Annotated in this window: 16 protein-coding genes and 3 pseudogenes; 5 read left to right on the forward strand and 14 right to left on the reverse strand. The window is 45.1% G+C overall.

The genetic code is table 11. The features are described 5' to 3' along the window. Window positions 1-6: 6 nt before the first annotated feature. The 4 genes from RE628_RS14880 to RE628_RS14895 form a co-directional block, all read right to left on the reverse strand. Complete coding sequence (locus RE628_RS14880; protein ID WP_309153839.1) at window positions 7-1212, reverse strand: sensor histidine kinase; 1206 nt, start codon at window positions 1210-1212, stop codon at window positions 7-9. After that, on the reverse strand, window positions 1170-1373 hold the full coding sequence (locus RE628_RS14885) for a winged helix-turn-helix domain-containing protein (RefSeq protein WP_309153840.1): 204 nt from the start codon (window positions 1371-1373) through the stop codon (window positions 1170-1172). Before RE628_RS14885 ends, RE628_RS14880 begins: the two co-directional genes overlap by 43 nt. Then, on the reverse strand, window positions 1367-1918 hold the full coding sequence (locus RE628_RS14890; RefSeq protein WP_309153841.1) for a response regulator transcription factor: 552 nt from the start codon (window positions 1916-1918) through the stop codon (window positions 1367-1369). Before RE628_RS14890 ends, RE628_RS14885 begins: the two co-directional genes overlap by 7 nt. A 132-nt stretch (window positions 1919-2050) precedes the next feature. After that, the gene (locus RE628_RS14895) at window positions 2051-3079 is read right to left on the reverse strand and encodes a UDP-N-acetylmuramate dehydrogenase (RefSeq protein ID WP_309153842.1); all 1029 of its coding nucleotides are present in this window, start codon (window positions 3077-3079) and stop codon (window positions 2051-2053) included. 247 nt (window positions 3080-3326) lie between these two features. Between RE628_RS14895 and RE628_RS14900 the strand changes: the two are divergent. After that, window positions 3327-4224, forward strand: a pseudogene (locus RE628_RS14900) (cation diffusion facilitator family transporter). Window positions 4225-4278: 54 nt separating this feature from the next. On the opposite strand, the gene fabF reads toward RE628_RS14900, so the two are convergent. Beyond that, window positions 4279-5514, reverse strand: coding sequence for a beta-ketoacyl-ACP synthase II (fabF, locus tag RE628_RS14905; RefSeq protein ID WP_309153843.1), 1236 nt, complete (start codon window positions 5512-5514; stop codon window positions 4279-4281). Between the two features lie 158 nt (window positions 5515-5672). On the opposite strand from fabF, the pseudogene RE628_RS14910 reads away from it, so the two are divergent. Beyond that, a pseudogene (locus tag RE628_RS14910) lies at window positions 5673-6511 on the forward strand (helix-turn-helix transcriptional regulator). 54 nt (window positions 6512-6565) lie between these two features. Here RE628_RS14910 and RE628_RS14915 read toward each other — a convergent pair. From RE628_RS14915 to rsgA, 6 genes are all read right to left on the reverse strand, one after another. Continuing rightward, window positions 6566-7297, reverse strand: coding sequence for a tyrosine-protein phosphatase (locus RE628_RS14915; RefSeq protein WP_309159472.1), 732 nt, complete (start codon window positions 7295-7297; stop codon window positions 6566-6568). A gap of 141 nt (window positions 7298-7438) precedes the next feature. Next, window positions 7439-8380, reverse strand: coding sequence for an alpha/beta hydrolase (locus RE628_RS14920; protein ID WP_309153844.1), 942 nt, complete (start codon window positions 8378-8380; stop codon window positions 7439-7441). 193 nt (window positions 8381-8573) lie between these two features. After that, on the reverse strand, window positions 8574-8885 hold the full coding sequence (locus tag RE628_RS14925) for an ArsR/SmtB family transcription factor (protein WP_309153845.1): 312 nt from the start codon (window positions 8883-8885) through the stop codon (window positions 8574-8576). 109 nt (window positions 8886-8994) lie between these two features. After that, window positions 8995-9537 carry a GNAT family N-acetyltransferase gene (locus RE628_RS14930; RefSeq protein WP_309153846.1) on the reverse strand — a complete coding sequence of 181 codons (543 nt, stop codon included), beginning with the start codon at window positions 9535-9537 and terminating at the stop codon, window positions 8995-8997. Between the two features lie 24 nt (window positions 9538-9561). Next, window positions 9562-9822, reverse strand: a complete 261-nt coding sequence (locus RE628_RS14935; protein WP_309153847.1) for a hypothetical protein — start codon at window positions 9820-9822, stop codon at window positions 9562-9564. Window positions 9823-9904: 82 nt separating this feature from the next. Further along, window positions 9905-11056, reverse strand: a complete 1152-nt coding sequence (rsgA, locus tag RE628_RS14940) for a ribosome small subunit-dependent GTPase A (RefSeq protein WP_375142916.1) — start codon at window positions 11054-11056, stop codon at window positions 9905-9907. A 475-nt stretch (window positions 11057-11531) separates the two neighbouring features. Between rsgA and cls the strand changes: the two genes are divergently transcribed. After that, entirely contained in the window at window positions 11532-12989 is a 1458-nt protein-coding gene (gene cls, locus RE628_RS14945; protein WP_309159473.1) for a cardiolipin synthase, read from the forward strand. Window positions 12990-13062: 73 nt separating this feature from the next. Here the strand turns inward: cls and rnhA are convergent, their stop codons facing one another. The 3 genes from rnhA to RE628_RS14960 form a co-directional block, all read right to left on the reverse strand. Continuing rightward, window positions 13063-13731 carry a ribonuclease H gene (gene rnhA / locus RE628_RS14950; RefSeq protein WP_309153849.1) on the reverse strand — a complete coding sequence of 223 codons (669 nt, stop codon included), beginning with the start codon at window positions 13729-13731 and terminating at the stop codon, window positions 13063-13065. A 69-nt stretch (window positions 13732-13800) separates the two neighbouring features. Further along, window positions 13801-14265, reverse strand: coding sequence for an acyl-CoA thioesterase (locus RE628_RS14955; protein ID WP_309153850.1), 465 nt, complete (start codon window positions 14263-14265; stop codon window positions 13801-13803). A 149-nt stretch (window positions 14266-14414) separates the two neighbouring features. Continuing rightward, window positions 14415-15119 carry a DsbA family oxidoreductase gene (locus tag RE628_RS14960; RefSeq protein ID WP_309153851.1) on the reverse strand — a complete coding sequence of 235 codons (705 nt, stop codon included), beginning with the start codon at window positions 15117-15119 and terminating at the stop codon, window positions 14415-14417. Between the two features lie 244 nt (window positions 15120-15363). On the opposite strand from RE628_RS14960, the pseudogene RE628_RS14965 reads away from it, so the two are divergent. Continuing rightward, window positions 15364-19596, forward strand: a pseudogene (locus RE628_RS14965) (acyl-CoA dehydratase activase-related protein). Further along, complete coding sequence (locus RE628_RS14970) at window positions 19593-20180, forward strand: TetR/AcrR family transcriptional regulator (RefSeq protein WP_309153852.1); 588 nt, start codon at window positions 19593-19595, stop codon at window positions 20178-20180. The pseudogene RE628_RS14965 and the gene RE628_RS14970 overlap by 4 nt, the downstream one beginning before the upstream one ends. The last annotated feature ends 28 nt before the right edge of the window (window positions 20181-20208 follow it).

Below are 20208 nucleotides of genomic sequence, written 5' to 3' on the forward strand. Positions count from 1 at the left end.
CGATCCCTAACCGGTATCCTCAACACATATGATGACATTTTCTTCATCCCTATATGCTCGGACAACAATACTACCTCCATGTGGGGTGTATTTCAACGAATTATCCAACAGATTTATGAAGACCTGCTTTAACCGATTCACATCAGCCGAGACATTAGGAAGATCTTCCTCAACTTGCACTTCCAGGTTGACCCCTTGCCTGACTGCCCTTGGGTTAAGCTGTCTACCGATTTGCCAAATCAACTGTTCAAGATCGACAGAAGTAAACTGGAGAGATATTCTACCGTTATCCAGTTTTGAGAAATCAAGCAGTTCATCTACCAAATGAGTTAACCTGTCGCTCTCTGCTTCCATAATATCAAGTCCTTCTTGAACAAGCATTTGGTTGTTCCTCCCATTTGCCTTGAGAGTAATGACCCAGCCTTTAATCGAAGTAAGCGGCGTACGAAGTTCGTGGGAGATGGAAGAGATAAAATCATTCTTCAGTTCTTCGCTCTTTAGGATTCTTGCAGCCATCATATTCAGCGTATCCGCTAAAGAGCCTAATTCATCCTGATAACGCTTGTGTACTCGTACGTTGAAATCTCCTTCCGTCATACGGTTCGCTGCTTGCTTAAGATCCTTGATTGATCTTGTAATTGTCCGGGACAGTAGCAATCCGAGTATCGTGACGATGGCGATAACAAGGATACCGACGGAGATGAGAAGAATCGTAATCTGATGGATCGTATGCAGTGTCGTTGTCAAGGAAGTAGCAAACCTAACCTCACCCAACGTGGAGCCTTTTTCTTGCGCTTGTAAAGGGTAGGATACTGCTAATACCGGTTCATTCGTTACCGGATCCTTCCCTTTCCACACTCCAGGTATACCAGTGATAGCAGTCTGCACATCTGGATATTGAGTCATTTTAATCTGACCATGGAACCCATTAGAATCCTGCAACAGCCTACCTGAAGTGGTGATGATCTGAACCTGAGCATCTGAATTGTGTGAGAACCCTTTCAGGAGACGATCTGATTGCGCCTCCAAATCATCTTCAGCAAAATATTGCTGAAAAAAAGAAGCAGACAGCTCGGCTTGATTCATTAAAATCCGCTCTACATTATGAAAGTAGTAAAACCTCACCGAGGCGATAAGGAAGATCTCAAGAATCAGAACGGTGATAAAGATCACGACCATATAGCTTCCCACGAGCCTTTTCTGTATGCCCATGTCTTATCCGTCCTTCCTCCACCGATATCCGAGTCCCAGACTGTCTCAATCCATTGCGGATTGGAACCGTCATCCTCGACTTTCTCACGGAGCTTGCGCACATGCACATCTACTGTCTTCGGGTCACCTATGAAATCCTCGCCCCAGACGAGATTCAGCAATTCATTACGAGATAATGCGGTATCGGGATGTTCCAAAAAGATCGAAGCATCTGGAATTCCTTCGGTGTCAGCTCGATAACCTCATCGTGCTTGAACACTTTATTTGAATTCATATCGACGCGGAACGGACCAGACTCAAGAACATGCCGCAGCGGCATCATTTTGTTGTCCGTGCGCCGCAGTATAGCATGAATACGTGCTACAAGTTCGAGCGGATTGAACGGCTTGACGATATAATCATCGGCACCGATCTCTAGCCCCTTGATCTTATCCAGATCTTGTCCACGTGCAGTTAGAAATACTATTATGACCGATGGGTCCTGTGCTCTGATCTGTGTGCAGATCTCAAATCCATCAGTATCCGGCAGCATAATATCCAGAACAATGACATCAGGTTTATGTTCAGAATAGCTCTGTATCGCTGATTCTCCACTTGCAGCTTCATATACTGTAAATCCATTATTAGATAAATTAATCGAAATAAATCGTCTAATATGATCTTCATCTTCACAGATCAACACATGATTACGTGTTACATGATCCAAGCTTTGCACCTCCCAACCTTGGATGCGTTAATGATAAAGTGGATAATACTCGAAAATAAAGACCTTGTCAAAAATGATCCGATTTTCTCACCTGAATGCAAAAAAGCCGCGATAAGCGGCTTTTTGCAGACTTTATTTTACAATAACGAGTTCCGGCACAGGAACGAAATTGAAGTTTTTATGCAGAGCCTCCTGCACAATTTGAATTAACTCGATCACATCAGCTGCCGTTGCCCCGCCACGATTCTGTATGACATTGCCATGTACCGGCGAGATCATCGCATTGCCGCGTGCAGTACCCTTAAGCCCGACGCTCTCCACCAGTTTGCCAACCGGCGTTCCAATCGTGTAATCATTCTTGAACACGGAGCCGCAGGAAGGATAATCGAAATGATTCTTTCCGGTCCGATCTTGAACAACATTCATCATCGCCTCAGGAACTGGCTTGTTGCTCTGTTCTAATGAAGACAAATAATTGCGATAGAAACGGTAGAAGCTTGCTAAACTGGAATTATCGATGCTATCCCTTACAAGCGGTTGATTCAAATAATTGTTAATCCGTTCGAAATCAAAAGACGCTCCCGCCGTTTTCAATTTCAAGTCGGCCCCTGTGATGAACCAAGGTTGATGTTGAAAAATAGACTGTTTGTAAGCAAATTGGCAATCATCCACATGGATGCTCTGGATTCCTCTTCCCGGTGCATCTAGATCGATATAATATACCGTATCCAAATAATCACACATCACATTGGCAAAATATTTTGCATTCATATAGACACCACCACCTAGCGTACCCGGTAGTAAGAAGGTAAAATGATAGTCTGTAAAGCCGCTAAGATCTCCGAATAATGATAGCATCGATAGTGGAGTTCCTGCTGATACATACAGGAGATCTCCTCTTGGCATAACTTCAATGTGGTCACGCATCGATATATATAAGGTCTCAGGACCAGGACGATCGGGTAAAAGAAGATTCGAGCCCATCCCGAACATCACCGTCTGAATTCCACTGGATTGAGCTTGTTCCAATAATAGTACAATTTCTTCAGTGCGTCTGGGCTTGGCGACAAACCGAGCCATCCCTCCGATTTCATAAGTTGAGTATTTCGATAAATCCTCATTTTCCTTGCATATCTGGGTTAGTCTGTGATCCCAAAACATGGGTAGTCTCCTTTCAACAATAAGAAAACCTCTTAACGAGGCCATTCAGGTTGAGCGACCGCAGGCTCAATGGTTGGTTTTCTTGCAGCGGACTATATAAGTATATATAGATATAGGTCTCTATACAAGATATGTGCATGAATTCCGGTTTGCGCTTTTGAATAAGGCGGCTACTTTCGACGGAGACTACACGAGACATATAAATAGGTAGTACAATATAAGAAAGAAATCTAAGGTTGTGATCTTAATGAATGCCTCCAAAACTGCAAGTCTGTCTGTGTTCAGCAACACTTTCATCGTCATATTGAAGCTCATCGTCGGTTTTCTAACCGGATCCGTTGCCGTTATATCGGAAGCAATCCATTCTGCTCTGGACTTGCTGGCCTCGTTGATCGCATTTATTTCTGTCCGTATATCAGGCCGTGACGCAGACCGCGGACATCCGTACGGACATGGAAAAGTAGAGAACATATCGGGGACAATCGAGACGCTACTAATCTTCGTCAGCCGGTATTTGGATTATTTATGAATGCGTGCAGAAGCTGCTACATCCTTCCCCTATCGAGCTTCCGCATCTCGGAATCATCGTGATGTTTATTGGTGCAGCAATCAACTTCGTCGTATCCGTCAAGGTGAAGCGCACGGCCGATGCAACTCATTCCGTAGCAATGAAATCCAATGCCCTACATCTGCTTACGGATGTCTATACTTCCTTGGGCGTTGGCGTCAGCCTATTACTAGCCGCAATCACGGGCTGGACTATCCTTGATCCTCTGATCGGAATTGTACTTGCCTGCTATATTATGTGGGAAGCCTTCGAGCTAATGAAGGAATCCTTTCCTCCATTGATCGATGCTCACCTAACTGATGCAGAAGAGGAGCAGATTTTACAGGTGATTGCCCAATATGAAGCTCAGTACATTGAAATCCATGATTTCCGTACCCGGCGGTCCGGACCTGAGGAATATATCGATTTCCATCTTGTGCTTCCCTCTAAAATGGACATCGAGACCGCCCATCACCTTTGCGACAATATTGAAACGGCCATCAAGAGCATCTTTAATCGAGCTCAGGTTTTGATCCATGTCGAACCTGAGCACGAGCAGAAACATATGGGAATCCATATGGCTACCAAGAACAAATGAAGAGAGACCCTGAGTGGGTCTCTCTTCGAGCCTTTTAAATAGTACACATTGGTACTAATTGAGTTTTCTCAATATAATTACCGCATTATGGCCGCCGAATCCGAAGGAATTGGACATACCAATCTGTAGGTCCTTGCTTCTAGCTTCATGCGGAACATAATCAAGATCGCAGATTGGATCAGGGTCATGCAGATTGATTGTCGGCGGGATGATCCCCGTCTGCAGGCTCTTGACGAGAGCGACCGCTTCAACAGCACTCGATGCACCCAGCAGATGGCCTGTCATCGATTTATTGGCAGTCACGGGAACGTCATATGCCGCTGCTCCAAATAGCTTCTTAATCGCCTTCGTCTCCGAGATATCTCCGATTTCTGTACTAGTGGCATGTGCACTAATTACGTCGATCTGCCTAGGTTCAATTCCGGCATCCTGAAGCGCCAGCTCCATCGCACGGTACGCTCCGATTCCTTCTGGATGAGTTGCTACCATATGATAGGCGTCGGAAGTCGCTCCATATCCGATAACTTCGGCATAGATTTTAGCGTTTCTCCGCTCCGCATGGGATAACGATTCAAGTACGACAATCCCTGCTCCCTCCGACATAACGAAGCCGTCGCGATCCCGATCGAATGGCCTGCTCGCTTGTTCAGGCGCATCGTTACGGCTTGACAATGCCCCGGCATTGCCAAAGCTAGCGAGTGATATATCCGTAATTGCAGCTTCTGTACCGCCAGCAATGATTACATCGGCTCCGCCTGAACGAATTAGCCGCGCTGCTTCACCAATCGCAGTATTGCCTATTGAGCAAGCAGTCACGGGAGAGAGTGTCGGTCCAGTCGCCCCATATTTAATGCTGATCATAGCCGCGGCCATATTCGAGATCATCATCGGTACCAGAGTCGGGCTGACTCGCTGTGCCCCTCTATTCTTCAACTGATCATGTTGATCGAGCAGTGTCTGTATACCGCCAACGCCTGAACCAACATAGACACCCAGACGCTGTAAATCTAGTTCATCCAGCTTTAGCTCGGCATCTTTAACAGCCTGATCTGCCGCTACTATTGCAAATTGGCAGAAGCGATCCATTCGCCTTGCTTCTTTACGGCCGAACTCCTCTTCGGCGTCGAACTCCTTTACAAGTCCAGCAATTTTCGCTTTATGAGATGATGTATCAAATGTATCAATATGTGATATTCCAGATTTACCATGTACTAGACTGTCCCAGAAGCTGTCTACTTCATTTCCGACAGGCGATATTACGCCCATTCCTGTAATAACTACTCGTTCCATCGTTGTTCATCCTTTCTATTAGGCATAGCTCTAGATCGGTCAGAACCTCTCTTACCATCCATCTTGTCACTTTCATTATGCTATTACAAGTTGTGTGTTATCATAGTATAAGAACTACTAGTCTAACGAACTCAATTATCTTGGAGAGTGACTAATTGATGAAGGATCAAGGAAGGCTTCAGGCTTTATCAGAATTTCTCAAGGCGAGCCGGGCCAAGATTTCACCGGAGTCTGTCGGATTCTCACATGGTACACGCCGACGCACGCCGGGCCTACGCCGAGAAGAAGTGGCGCAGTTGGCTGGGGTGAGTCCAACATGGTACACATGGCTGGAACAAGGCAGAGATATACAAGTGTCCACCTCAGTACTGGATTGCGTCGCTACTGCACTACAACTAACCGTTGACGAGCGGAAATATCTATTTGCCCTCGCGATGGGCCCAGTCTCCCCTGCCGCCCGCCCCAAGGATGAGTTTGCAGCGATCAGCCCCGCTTTAATCAAGATCATTCAGGAGCTGCGCTACTGCCCTGCGATTATCAATGACCGTCATTATAATATCGTAGCTTGGAATGCAGCTGCTTCCCAGGTATTCATCAATTTCGATAGCATACCCTTTGAGCAAAGGAACATGATTTCGTTGCTTTTTACGAGAAAGGAATTACGGCGACTTGCCGTGAATTGGGAGGATTTCGTCAGCGGCTTTCTTGCGATCTTCCGTGCCTATTACGGGCAGTACGTGGAGGATGAATGGTACGAAGAATTTATTGCCGAAATGAGTGGAGCCGCACCGGAATTCAACGCCTTATGGCAGCAGAGCAAGGTGAGTACTGCGCCAGAAGTGTTAATTGAATTTAGACACGCCAAGGCTGGCAAGATGTTATTCCACCTTACTTCCTTCCAGGTACAAGGTGATGCCGATTTGCGCTGCAGCATTTACACTCCGCCCCCGACTCGAATACAGAGAATAAGTTGAGGAGACTGCTGGAGAGTCAGTAAATAACAAAAAGAACGGAAATGAATACATTTCCGTTCTTCTGTGCATTCCACGGCCTAACCCTCTAACAATCTGCCTCTTAACGTCTCGATCTCTTCAGTACGAAGACCATTCGTGATCAAGTACTGCTCTGCCCCACCATAGACCGAATAGAGATGATCGAGCATGATCTCCATATTCTCAGGTGCGCTACCCATGAATGCCCGATACTCCTCTATGGACATTTCTGCTGGGCGATCTTTCAGAAGCTCGTCGATAATCGGAGCCAGGTTCGTCTCGGTCTCCGCATAATCACTAACAATGGTCTCCCGAGGTACTCCTGCCAAATCTAGCAAAAGTGCAGCAACAACACCGGTGCGGTCTTTACCAGCAGAGCAATGAAATAACAATCCTTCCTCTGTCTCTGCAATACGGCTGAATACTTCAGCTAATAATGGCCCGGAGTTGTCCAGCAATATTTTATACATGTCGCCCAGACTGCGAATATCTACTAACCTAGTAGTCGCTGGATTAACCAATGAAATATTATAGTAATGCACCTCTTGACGTTCCGCAAATACATCCTTCTTGGCTGCTGTCTCATCACCGAAACGCAGATCAATAATCGTCCGTACACCTAACCCGAGAATCAATTCCTGATCACGTGCCGAGAGCTGGTGCAGCCCGTCCGCACGGAACAAGCGTCCGTTCTGTACAATTTCACCTGTTATTGTCTCATACCCGCCGATATCACGTACATTATAAGCTCCGTCCAACTTCAGCAGACGTTCCAAGCCGTTCGTTGTCATTGTCAATGGAATAACCGCCTTTCAAATGATCCTTGTCTGTCGGATACCCATCAAAATTACAACAGGAAAATCCGCAGCTTCCTACTATAAATTATAGGAAATCTGCTTCTCTTCCGTCAATTTTTATACCTAGATCTGAGCCTAAGCAGTCACTTTATTAATAAATTCTACGATAGCATCATGCATTTGATCCAACGCAGGTTGCTCCACTGGATAGTGACTGCCGTTTTCTAGGGTAACGATTTTCACATCTACCTTCGTTATTTTATCTAAGAACGGAGTGCTTAAATGTAGCGGTGTCCATCGATCCTGTTCAGGCTGCGTCAAAAGAATGGGACATATATTAAATTCTTCTGCTTCAAGTGCTGGTTTGTACTCGGAGTAACTTTTTAAAAATGCCATACTTGTTTTATTTGCAGCAGAAGTTTTATCACGATTAAAGACCTTCATTACCTCTTTATCATTGCATAGGGCACTCATCTTAGAAGCTACACTCATCTTCATCTTGAAGCTTCTTAAGCCGATTTTACATGCAACGCCTACCATTGGAATTCCAACTCGACTCATAAACAGGTTTTTAGCTGTTTCATCACGCACTTGTTGAACCCTTTGATCCAAGAAGGTCATCCCAACGATCCCTTTCACTTTCTTGTTTTTTGCTGCAACATGATAAGTTTCCATACCACCGGCACTTAAGCCATACAGGACAATCGGTCTGTCATCGCGTTGTAATTCATAGTCTATATAATCACTTGCTAAATCAACCCAGTCATCATACTTCACAATGGCACCCTTTCTGACTTCTGTTACTCCATAAGTTGGCATGTCAATGGCAATCGTTTCGAAACCATCTTTTGATAAGGGACCGCCTAAAATCATAGACATCTGTCTGCCATTGGTACCTACGCCGTGTAACAAAATTACTTTAACTGGGGCTTTTTTATTACGGAAACAATCTAAATGTACTTTATGACCCTTCCAGTTCCACCATTCTTCCGTTGGATGATAACTTTGCGTAAAATGGTATTTCCTAGGTAAATGATTCTGTATCTCCTGCCATTCCTTTTGTGTACTGTATGTCATTTCGTCTCCTCCTTATTAATGTTGACAACTTATATAACGACTCGAACATTCATATGTTCGAACTAACGAACGTTTACTGAGTAAATAATATTTTATTTTTATATCATTGTCAATGTGTATTTTTGGTATGCATTTAACAAAAAAAGTAGCATTTTAAAATACTACTTTCATCGTTTAACTATTAACTTATTGATTATTTCTTCAATCGGTTATCGGTTTCCAACGAATTAATGAGTTGTTTTAATAAGATAAGGGAATTGTCGAGTGTAAGGGAATAATATCTTTCAGTAGCACGCTTTTGAACTGTCACAATTTTTGCGTCTAACAAGTGCTTCAAATGGTGTGAAATGGCTGGTCTAGACAAAGAAAGACGTTCTACTATTTGATTTACTGACATTTCTCCTTCATCATATAACAACACCAGTATTTCTTGACGATTTAGATCCTGCAAAATGGAGAAGATAGGGGTACATTCTCTTAATATGTTAATGGTTTGTTGACTCATGATTTCTCTCCTGTCTAATTATTCGAACATTTTCTTCCTACTACGAATTATAGGAAATACGCGTCTGTTCCGTCAATGATTGCAACTGTAACGATATCTGATATCAGCATTATGCAGATCGTTCCAAATTGAGGATTAACGCGTCTAGATCATCCCACCCGTACCCCACTTCTCTCAGGCTTATACCGCCTATTTCTACATCTTCGTACGCTGTAGATTCCCCGCCAAGCGATTCATAGAAGGCACAGTAGCCGTTATCCTCTAGTGCCCAGACCAGCATGGACCGGTAACCAGTCTCACGCAACTGAGAGCCGACCGATAGCATTAGTTTGCGTCCTATCCCCAGTCTTTGATACACCTCAAGCAGATAAATGGCATAAAGCTCCCCTTCATACGGTAACTGATCAGAACGGGAGCGACCGCCTGAAGCAAATCCGATAATCTCCCCCTGCTCGGTCTCCGCCACAAAAATATTCATGGATTGCTCTGTACCAGACAACTGCCGTTTCCACATTTCAGCACGCTTCTGGGCGGATAAATCGGACAGATATGAGTCTGGAACAACTCCCCGATAGGTCGTACGCCAGCTTGCGACATGTACATTTGCGATAGCTTCTGCATCCTGAAGTACGGCATGACGAATATGGAACATTAAAAGGCCTCCCTTAGATTGCCATTATTTAAAATCTTCTTTGGAAATAGCGATTGATGGGTAGTGCCCAATTTGAGTTAAATCCGTATCGAAAGGAACACTATAAACCATATAGTAATTGTCCTCGTTTACTACTGAAGTTAGCTCTTCAAAACGATTTCTAGCTTTGTTAGAATCTGTGGTTGCATAAACTACAGCGACAATGCCTACTCCCTCTTCCATCCATCCTTTAAGAATCAATTTCAACGGTTGTTCATTTGTCAAAGCTGTTTCTACCATATTCATGTATTCTGTCATGTTAAAACTTTGCCTTTCTAAGTCGAATTGAGTTGTTAGTTTCTTCGGCTGAAATAAGGAGATCGAGGAATTACTCCTCGATCTCTTTGCGCCAGCTCTGACGGTTCCTTTTCCCCGATTTAGAGGAGCTTGTGCTTGAACGTCCTTCGTTTCTCTTCGCTGCGATCCTTTCTTTCCTCATCTGGAATCGAATCTCACGCTGCATCTTGTGGTAGTTATCAAGTCTCTTCCGGTCTAACTCCCCTTCATCTATCGCATGTAGTACTGCGCAGCCTTTCTCATGCCGGTGCTGGCAATCACTGAACTGACACTGTTCCTTCAATTTCTCAATATCCTCGAAAGTGCGCTCGAAGCCACCATCATCGTCCCAGATCGATAGCTCCCGCATACCCGGCGTATCGATAAGAACACCGCCCTGCGGAAGCAAGAAAAGCTCCCTGTGCGTCGTTGTATGGCGTCCGCGGCTATCGTCTTCGCGCACTTCCTGCGTAAGCTGCAGCTCGGCTCCGGTTAGCCAGTTGATTATCGTAGACTTTCCGCTTCCGGACGACCCGGCCAGAGCAATCGTAGTACCCGGGTAGACGTAAGTCTCAAGCTGGTCTCTACCAATGCCTAGATGAGCCGATACGCTTATTACTGGCACTCCTGGAGCGATTAATTCCGTCTCTGCGATAAAGGATGGTATATCTTCACAGAGATCGCTTTTGCTCAGAACGATTATCGGATTAACTCCGCTGTTCCAGGCCATAATTAAATATCGCTCTAGACGGCGGACGTTAAAGTCGTAGTTGAGCGCACATACGATGAACAGGGTGTCTACATTTGCAGCAATAATCTGCTCCTTCGTCTCAAACCCAGCCGCTTGTCTGGCGATTAAGCTTTTGCGATCCACTATCTCATGGATAATCGCATCATCGCCCTCATTCATCATTTTTACCGCGACCCAGTCCCCGACGCCGGGATAACTTCTCTGCTCACTGGCCTTAAGCCGAGCTTTGCCCGATAAGGTAGCCCAACTCGTTCCTCGTTCACTTCTAATCTCATACTTCTGGCCATGATCCGCTACAATCCTTGCCGGCTCAATTTGACCTTTTATACTGTATTGTTCGGCAATATTCCGCCATTTAGGCTGCCATTCTGTAGTCCATCCGAATGCTTCTAATTGATGATTTTCCAATTTGTGTTCTCCCTTTCGTATTCTCCTGAACGAATCAAGCGACATCAAAGGAATCCCTACGTAATTGCTTGCCTAAAAAGGGCTCAAATTGGCTAAACTACACCAAAAAGCATCCGCAGAGATCCCTCTACGGATGCTTAAGCTTCATTTCTATCTTACGATTCGAAACTTACCTGAGTTTAATGATTGATAAACACAGGTCAAGACTTCGATCAAGAGACAGATATCCGTTCAGGAGACTTTGTTTTATAAGCAACATGCACAACAAATTTACGGTTACTCATATTACATCGCCTCCTTCAACAATTTCCCATAGTGTAACCAATATTTCGATATGAAGTCAATGGACAAAATAATTATAACCATCTATTGGCCAATGATGGCGAAACCCGTGATTCAAGATTGATGTGATGAACTTCCTCTTACAGGTTGTTTTTTAAAGAGGGGCTCAAGTATAATGATGTGACATAATCATCACAATATTATAAACCAGTTGCAGGAGGACTAATCGAATTTGTCTATGAGTATCTCTTCTATTATTTCAATCGTCTTTGGTATCATCTTTGTTCTGAATATTCTGTTTGGTCTCGTCATTGTCTTTCAGGAGAGGAAGGATATCGGATCGACCTGGGCCTGGCTGCTTGTTCTCTCCTTCATTCCCGTGCTCGGATTTATACTTTACCTACTGTTCGCGCAGGATTTCCGCAAAATCCGGCTATTTCACTGGGATGATCTCAAGAAGCTTCGTTATGAGAAATTACTACTTGAGCAAATGGAGAGTATCCAGTCTGGAGGCTTTCAATTCAAGAATGATGTAGCTCAGAAAAATGATGATCTTATTTACATGCATTTGAACGAGAATCATGCACTTCTCACTGAAGATAATGAGATCGATATTTTGACGGATGGAAAGGTTAAATTCGAGCGGCTATTTCAGGACATCAGAGAGGCACAGGAATCAGTACATGTCCAGTACTACATTTTCCAACGAGATAATCTGGGTAAGAAATTCCTCGATCTGTTGACAGAGAAAGCGAAGCAAGGAGTTAAAGTTCGTCTGCTATATGATGAGCTAGGCTCGAGAAAGTTAACCAAGGGCTTCTTCAAGGATTTCTTGGCAGCAGGTGGTGAAGCCGAAGCCTTCTTCCCTTCCAAGCTACATTTAATTAACCTGAGAATCAATTACCGTAATCATCGTAAGCTAGTTATTATTGACGGCAAGATTGGCTACGTTGGTGGCTTCAACGTCGGAGATGAATATCTCGGGATCAAGAAGAAATTCGGATATTGGCGCGATACTCATCTACGAGTTCAAGGCAGCGCGGTATACGCCATGCAAATTCGCTTCATTCTAGACTGGAGCCAAGCGTCGCAGCATAATGAAATTACATATGAGACTAAGCTATTCCCGGCAATTGAGACGACAGGTCGGGTAGGAATGCAGATTGTCACCAGTGGTCCCGATTCAAGTCTGGAACATATCAAGAACGGTTACATCAAGATGATTATGTCCGCTAAGCGATCCATCTATATCCAGTCTCCTTATTTTGTTCCGGATCCTAGTGTATTTGATGCGTTACGAATCGCCGCTTTATCCGGTGTAGATGTACATATCATGATCCCGGACAAGCCGGATCACCCGTTCATTTATTGGGCCACCTTGTCCCATGTCGGAGAACTCCTGAAGCTTGGTGTCAAGGTCTATCTCTACAAAAAAGGCTTTATCCATGCCAAGACCATTGTCGTTGATGATGAGATCTCTTCAGTCGGAACCGCAAATATGGATTATCGCAGCTTCCGCTTGAACTTTGAAGTGAATGCATTTATTTATCATGAAGCTACCGCTCAGAAGCTGAGTGAAATATTCTTGGAGGACATTAAAGACTCCACCTTGTTGACTATAGAAGATTACGGGCAGCGTCCAAGATTGGTGCGTATGAAGGAATCTATTTCACGCTTAATATCTCCAATTCTATAGTATGTGTCCATACGAAAAAACAGCCTTAGGTTAGCATTCCTAGGGCTGTTACTTCTATTGGCTTTATTTATTTTTATTTACGTCCGAAATCAGCTTTAATCTCGCCCCATTCGACGGTATTCCATTTCAGGATTTTATTCTCATACTTATTGTTTTGCAACCACTGTACCGCTCGGTCCGTCAATTCCCAAATTTCTCGTGTCGAATCATTACGTTCCAGAGAAGTGGCTGGTTTTTTGTTGCGGACCCATGCCAGTGCTGTTTTCGAATCGGTGTATACCGTCCTCTTGCTGCCCTGTTTCTTCAAGTAAGCAAGCGCATGGACAATCGCGATGAATTCACCTAAATTGTTCGTTCCGTTCTTTACAGGACCAACATAGAACAGAATCTCACCAGTTTGGGTATCCACTCCCTTGTATTCAACCGGACCGGGATTACCTCTTGTACCTACGTCTACTGAAATGCTGTCATAATCTATTTCCTCTTTAGTGGCAGTTGTTGATGATTTGTACTTACTGTGATTCGATGGATAGCCACTACCAGAACCTGCTGTCTTCGCCTTGTCTCTTCCCCAGTTCTGTTTCCAACCGTTAGAATATGCTGCTTCTGCCTCTGCATGGGACTCGTAGGATTTGTATTTTGCATTAGTATAACCGTTAACTTGTGTCTGACACTCGGGCCAAGAGGTATAGATTCCAGGTTTATGCCCTTCCCAGACCACGTAAAATTTTTGTTTCGCCATATTCTGCTCCTATTAAATGCAATCAGTATTTAGAAAGTTATCACACTGAAGATTATATATTGCGTAAAATCAGTGAGCAAGACTCTCTCCTTCAAAAGCCGTAATAACCTGCTTAACTTCCTCCGGAATTGGCGTGCTCTTCCCGTTGTTGGTATCAATCAACACTACAGCTCCACGTCCGGCAGCTTTCAAAGTATCTTCTACAACGACGGCATATTCCACATCCAGAGAGGACCTGCCAAGCGACGCCACACGCACATGCATTTCAACCTTATCGCTACGATACATCTGTGCTATGTACTGGCACTCCAAATCGGCAACGACTGCCACTCTCTCTTCACCGAACAACTCAGCAAACAGCCCGAGATTCTCAAAATATTCAATCCGTCCCTGCTCAAAATACATGAAATAGCTTACATTATTAACATGTCCAAGCATATCGGTCTCACAATATCTCACCTTAATAGGTATTGAAAAGTGAAACTTATGCAGCCAACTCTTCAAATCAGGTTGAATAAAACTTTCTTTTTTCATTAAAGTTTCTCCTTTTGACTATCGATCTGGCGCAAAAAACGGGCACCACTTACGCATATATGTGATAAGTAACCATTTTTATATATAATGATTGAAATTATCCATTTAAGCGTCCGCGGTGTCCGTTAAATTTTTATATAAATTCTTACTTACAATGAACAGGAATCGTCCGTGCAGGTTGCCCCATCCGAACCAAGGACATCAAGCTTTGTCTTAGGATTCTCTTCTTCCCATACCTGATTTAGAGCACCCAGAAAGGCTTCCATAGGCTGTGCTCCACGGACCGCATACTTGCGGTTTAATACGAAGAACGGTACTGCTTGAACGCCTAGTCTTGCCCCTTCCTGCTGATCACCAATCACTTGTTCTTTATATTCGTCCCCAGCCAGCATTTGCTTGACTTCACCGGCATCCAGCCCAACCTCAGCGGCTAAGTCTGCCAATACGTCGTGATCCCCAACATGCTTCGATTCTGTGAAATACGCGGAAAGAAGACGCTCCATCATTTCCTTGCCATTCCCTTTCGTATCGGCATAATGACCGACCCGGTGGGCATCTAGCGTGTTCGTCATAACTGCCGTATCTAGATGATAATCCAATCCAACATCACGCGCCTGCGCAACAACCTGGTCATTCATTCCTCTCGCTTGTTCGACAGAAATACCATATTTATGTGCGAGCATCTCCTCCATTGATTCGTCGTACTGCTTCGGTGCATTTGGGTCGAGCTGGAAGCTCTTGAAGACGAGTTCCACCTGATCTTTGTGAGGGAACTGCTCCAAGGCTTGCTCGAATTTCCGTTTACCTATATAGCAAAAAGGACAAGCAATATCTGACCATATTTCTACTTTCATCGTATATCCTCCTTCGTTCATTTCGTTTTGACAACCTAAAAACAAATTTCATCTCTCAAGCAAATATGCCATTGCTGTAACTACAACAATTACATTATAAAGCATTCACTTACAAAACTACAGTACCTTTAAATATATAAATTCAAAAATACTGTGCCTTTTTTTACAGACGTGTTCAAATTCAGAATGCTATATTCGCGTTAAACAGTGTTTAAATCATAGTTTGAAAGGAAGACACTATTGTATGCTACTTCACATTGGACTGGATATGGGTTCAACAACAGCTAAACTGGTTGCCATTACAGCGAATGGCGAGATCATACATCAGAGATACTGCAGACATTTTTCCGATGTTAAAGGTACGACACTACATATGTTGACTGAATTAAAGTCGAAATTTCCGGACGCCATCGTATCGATGAACATAGCTGGCTCTGCAGGACTATCGATGGCAGAGCATGTAATGCTGCCCTTCGTCCAGGAGGTCATCGCTTGTACAGAGGCTGTTGAACAATACATTCCTAACACAGATGTAGTTATTGAACTAGGCGGCGAGGATGCCAAAATCATCTATTTCACAGGTGGTCTGGAGCAGCGGATGAATTCCGCCTGTGCCAGGTGGCACTGGAGCTTTTATCGATCAGATCGCCGCTCTGCTAAAGACCGATGCGGAAGGAATGAACGAACTGGCCAAAGGCTGCCAGACAATCTATCCGATCGCTTCACGCTGCGGTGTATTTGCTAAGACGGACGTACAGCCTCTACTTAACGAAGGCGCACGTAAGGAAGATATCGCCGCATCCGTATTTCAGAGCGTAGTCACCCAGACGATTAGCGGACTTGCTTGTGGTCGTCCAATCCGCGGTAATATTGCCTTCCTCGGCGGCCCACTGACCTATTTATCCGAGCTGCGCCAACGTTTTGCGAAGACGTTAAAAATCACTGACGAAGCGGTTATTTTTCCCGCGAACAGTCTGTATTTCGTGGCAATAGGAGCAGCAATCAAGAGCCGAAACTTTGAGCCGATCGCGATCGACGATCTATGCTCACGCTTTGAAAGCTTCACAATAAATGGTAGAAGCCGTACTACCACTTCTCTTCCCCGTCTCTTTCAAGATGAAACGGTGCTGCAGCAGTTTCGTGAACGGCATGCAACCGCCTCTGTTCACAAGGGAAATCTGTTAAGCTACAAAGGTCCTTTATTTCTAGGGATCGATGCTGGTTCAACAACGACCAAGATTGTGCTGACCGGAACGGAGGATGAACTTCTATATACTTTCTACGACAGTAATCATGGGAATCCCCTTGAATCGGTGCGTAATGGTCTACAGACGATGTACCGAGAGCTTCCGGATGAGGTCTATATCGCAAATGCTGCAGTAACAGGATATGGCGAGGGTTTGATTAAGGCAGCGTTCAAGGTCGATATCGGTGAAATCGAGACTGTTGCCCACTATAAAGCGGCAGCCCGTTTCTCCCCTGAAGTAGATTTCATTCTCGATATTGGCGGTCAGGACATGAAATGCATCAAGATTAAGAACGGGGCGATCGACGGACTGATGCTGAACGAAGCATGTTCCGCCGGATGTGGCTCCTTCCTGGAGAGCTTCTCTGGTTCACTTAACGTTCCGATCGAGCAATTCGCCGAAGCTGCGCTACTTGCCGACGAGCCAGTAGACCTGGGTTCGCGTTGTACTGTATTTATGAACTCCAAGGTGAAGCAGGTTCAGAAAGAAGGCGTCTCCTTAGCCAATTTATCCGCCGGACTTTCCTATTCTGTCATCAAGAATGCGATCCAGAAAGTATTGAAGCTGCGCAATACCGAAGAACTTGGTGAGAACATCATCGTTCAGGGCGGGACGTTTTACAATGAAGCGGTACTAAGGGCCTTCGAGCTGTTGATCGGCAAAGAGGTCGTCCGCCCCGATATCGCCGGGATGATGGGCGCCTACGGCTGTGCTTTGATCGCCAAAGAGCAGTACAAAAGCGGATTAAGCACCCTGCTGTCTCTATCTGAGCTTGGACAGTTCACCTGCTCGATATCACATAGCCGCTGCGGGCTATGTGGCAATAACTGTGCCCTTACCATCAATCGCTTCCAAGATAGACGCTTCTTCATCACTGGCAACCGCTGTGAACGTGGTGCCGGATTGCGTAAGGAGAAGAACCATCTGCCTAATCTTTATGAATATAAGTATGACCGTATCTTTGGCTATGAATCATTACCCGCTGAGAAAGCAGTGCGCGGCACCGTAGGCATCCCGCGCGTTCTAAATATGTACGAGAATTTTCCGTTTTGGCACACCTTTTTCACGAAGCTGGGATACCGGGTCATCCTCTCCCCTCGTTCCAGTAAGAAACTATTTGAGCAAGGCATGGAATCGATCCCTTCTGAATCCGTCTGTTATCCAGCGAAATTAACCCATGGTCATGTGGATAGTCTGATTGAGCAGAAGGTCGACTTCATCTTCTACCCTTCGGTCGTCTATGAGCACATGGAGGATGAGGAAGCCAGGAATCATTTTAACTGTCCAGTGGTCACATCCTATCCCGAAGTGATCCGGGTGAATATGGATCGGCTCAAAGAGGCGGGTATCCCCTATGTTCAAGCATTCCTGACTCTTGATAACCCTAAGGCGCTGAAGAAAGAGCTAGCAAATACTTTTCCACAAATCTCGCGCAGGGAAATCAACGAAGCGGTCGATGCTGCACTGACAGAAGCTGATACCGTCAGAAAGGACATTCGTCACAAAGGCGAGGAAACGCTACGCTACCTTGAGAAGACCGGGACGAAAGGAATCGTTCTTGCCGGAAGGCCTTATCATGTTGATCCGGAGATCCACCATGGTATTCCTGAGTTGATCAATACGTACGGATTGGCTGTGTTAACCGAGGATTCCATCGCCCATCTTGCCGAACCAGCTAATGATCTGCGCGTTGTTAATCAGTGGACCTACCATTCCCGGCTCTATCGCGCCGCGAGGGTAGTCGCAACCCGTAATGAGATTGAGCTTGTACAGTTGAATTCATTTGGATGTGGCCTTGATGCAGTGACGGCGGACATGGTTCAGGAAATATTGGAACGAAATCATAAGATGTACACGATAATCAAGATCGATGAAATCAACAACCTTGGGGCAGCCCGCATTCGAATCCGTTCTCTACTAGCCGCAATGAAAGAGCGGGAACAAAAGAAAATCAGAATGGATTGTACGGAGACCATAACAAGTAGCACGCTCCTCTTTACAGAGGAAATGAAAAAAGAATATACCATTCTGATACCACAAATGTCGCCTATTCATTTTGAACTATATGAGGCTGTTCTGAACAGTGAGGGCTATCGGGCTGAGCTGATTCCGGAAGTTACCGCGGACACGATCGATGAAGGACTTCGGTTCGTGAACAATGATGCCTGTTACCCGGCGATTCTGACCATTGGACAGCTCGTTCATGCATTAAGAAGCGGCAAATATGATGTCAATCGCACAGCGGTCATCATGTCACAGACCGGAGGGGCATGCCGGGCTACCAATTATATTGCCCTACTACGCAAAGCGCTAAAGGACGCCGGGTTGGAGCAAATTCCGGTCATCTCACTGAACGCGGTCGGTCTTGAGAAGCATCCAGGCTTTGAATTCTCGCTTAGCTTGGTCAAGAAGCTGATCGCTGCTACGGTGTATGGTGATGCCTTGATGAGAGTCAGCCATCGGATTCGTCCATACGAGCTTCAGTCAGGTAGCACCAATGATCTGTTCCGTAAATGGATGGGCATTTGCGTAGCATCGCTCTACAATTTCAGCTTTCGTGCTTATAGAAGCAATCTGGCGCGGATCGTACAAGAATTCGACTCACTACCGATTACAGATTATCGCAAGCCACGCATCGGTGTCGTCGGCGAGATTCTCGTCAATTCCATCCTGGCGCCAATAACCATATCGTAGAGTTGATCGAACAAGAAGGTGCGGAAGCTGCCGTTCCGGATATTCTCGATTTCTTCCTATACTGCTGTTACGGGTCTGTGTTCATGGGACAGCATCTTGGCAAGAGCAAGCGGGGTATCATTGGAGGACGCAGCTTGATTTATTTCCTGGAGCAGTTCCGCAAGCCCCTCAAGGATGCCCTGCTGCTCAGCAAACGCTTTGCAGTACCGCTGACAATCTATGAGCTAGCTGAGAAAGCGAATCGGTTGCTATCTGTCGGCAATCAAGCAGGAGAAGGCTGGTTCCTGACTGCGGAGATGATGGAGCTGATTGAGAGCGGTGTAACGAATATCGCCTGCATTCAACCGTTTGCCTGTCTACCAAATCATGTCACCGGTCGGGGAATGCTCAAAGGCCTAAAGGAATTGTATCCAGCGGCTAACATTACGGCGATTGATTATGACGCTAGCGAGACCGAGGTTAATCAGATTAACCGATTGAAGTTGATGCTGGCTACCGCCTTTAAAAATATAGAACGAGCTGAGGTGAATCCATGAAGCAGCCATCCAAAGATCAGGAATTGTCAACGAAGGAGCATATTCTGAGGGTTACACATGATGTTATTATGCAGATGGGCTTTGAGGCTGTAACAACGCGCAAAATCGCCTCTCTTGCAAATGTGAATATCGCCATGGTGAATTATTATTTCGGTACCAAGGATAAGCTTCTGGACGAAACAATCAAGATTATCCTTAATTCATATAAAGGATGTTTCTCCGTGCTGGATCGGACGGATCTGCCTGCCAAGAAGCGGATGGAGATTTTCTTGACCGAGTACGCCAGAACCTTTCAGAGATACCCAGACTTACTTAGGCAAATTGTTAGTCATAGCAGCTTCCCTTTCGAATCGCAATTTGAATTTGCTCATTTCGTCAAGACGATGGGATTTCCTAAAGTAACGGCAGTCTTGAAAGAAATGACGAATGAATCGGACTCGGACAAGCTGATTCTGTCTAGCGTGCAAATTTTCGGAGCCCTGCTCTTCCCGATCCTAATGGATCCATTAATCGGCCAGATGTATCATAATCCCCTGCCCGATCTCGAGCAGCAGGTAAAAGAACTCCTGAATAAAATGTCGTAAGCAAAATTAAACCAGGGATCCCAGATTA

Origin of the sequence: Paenibacillus sp. D2_2, from assembly GCF_031199965.1 — a bacterium.
Classification (GTDB): Bacteria; Bacillota; Bacilli; order Paenibacillales; family Paenibacillaceae; genus Fontibacillus.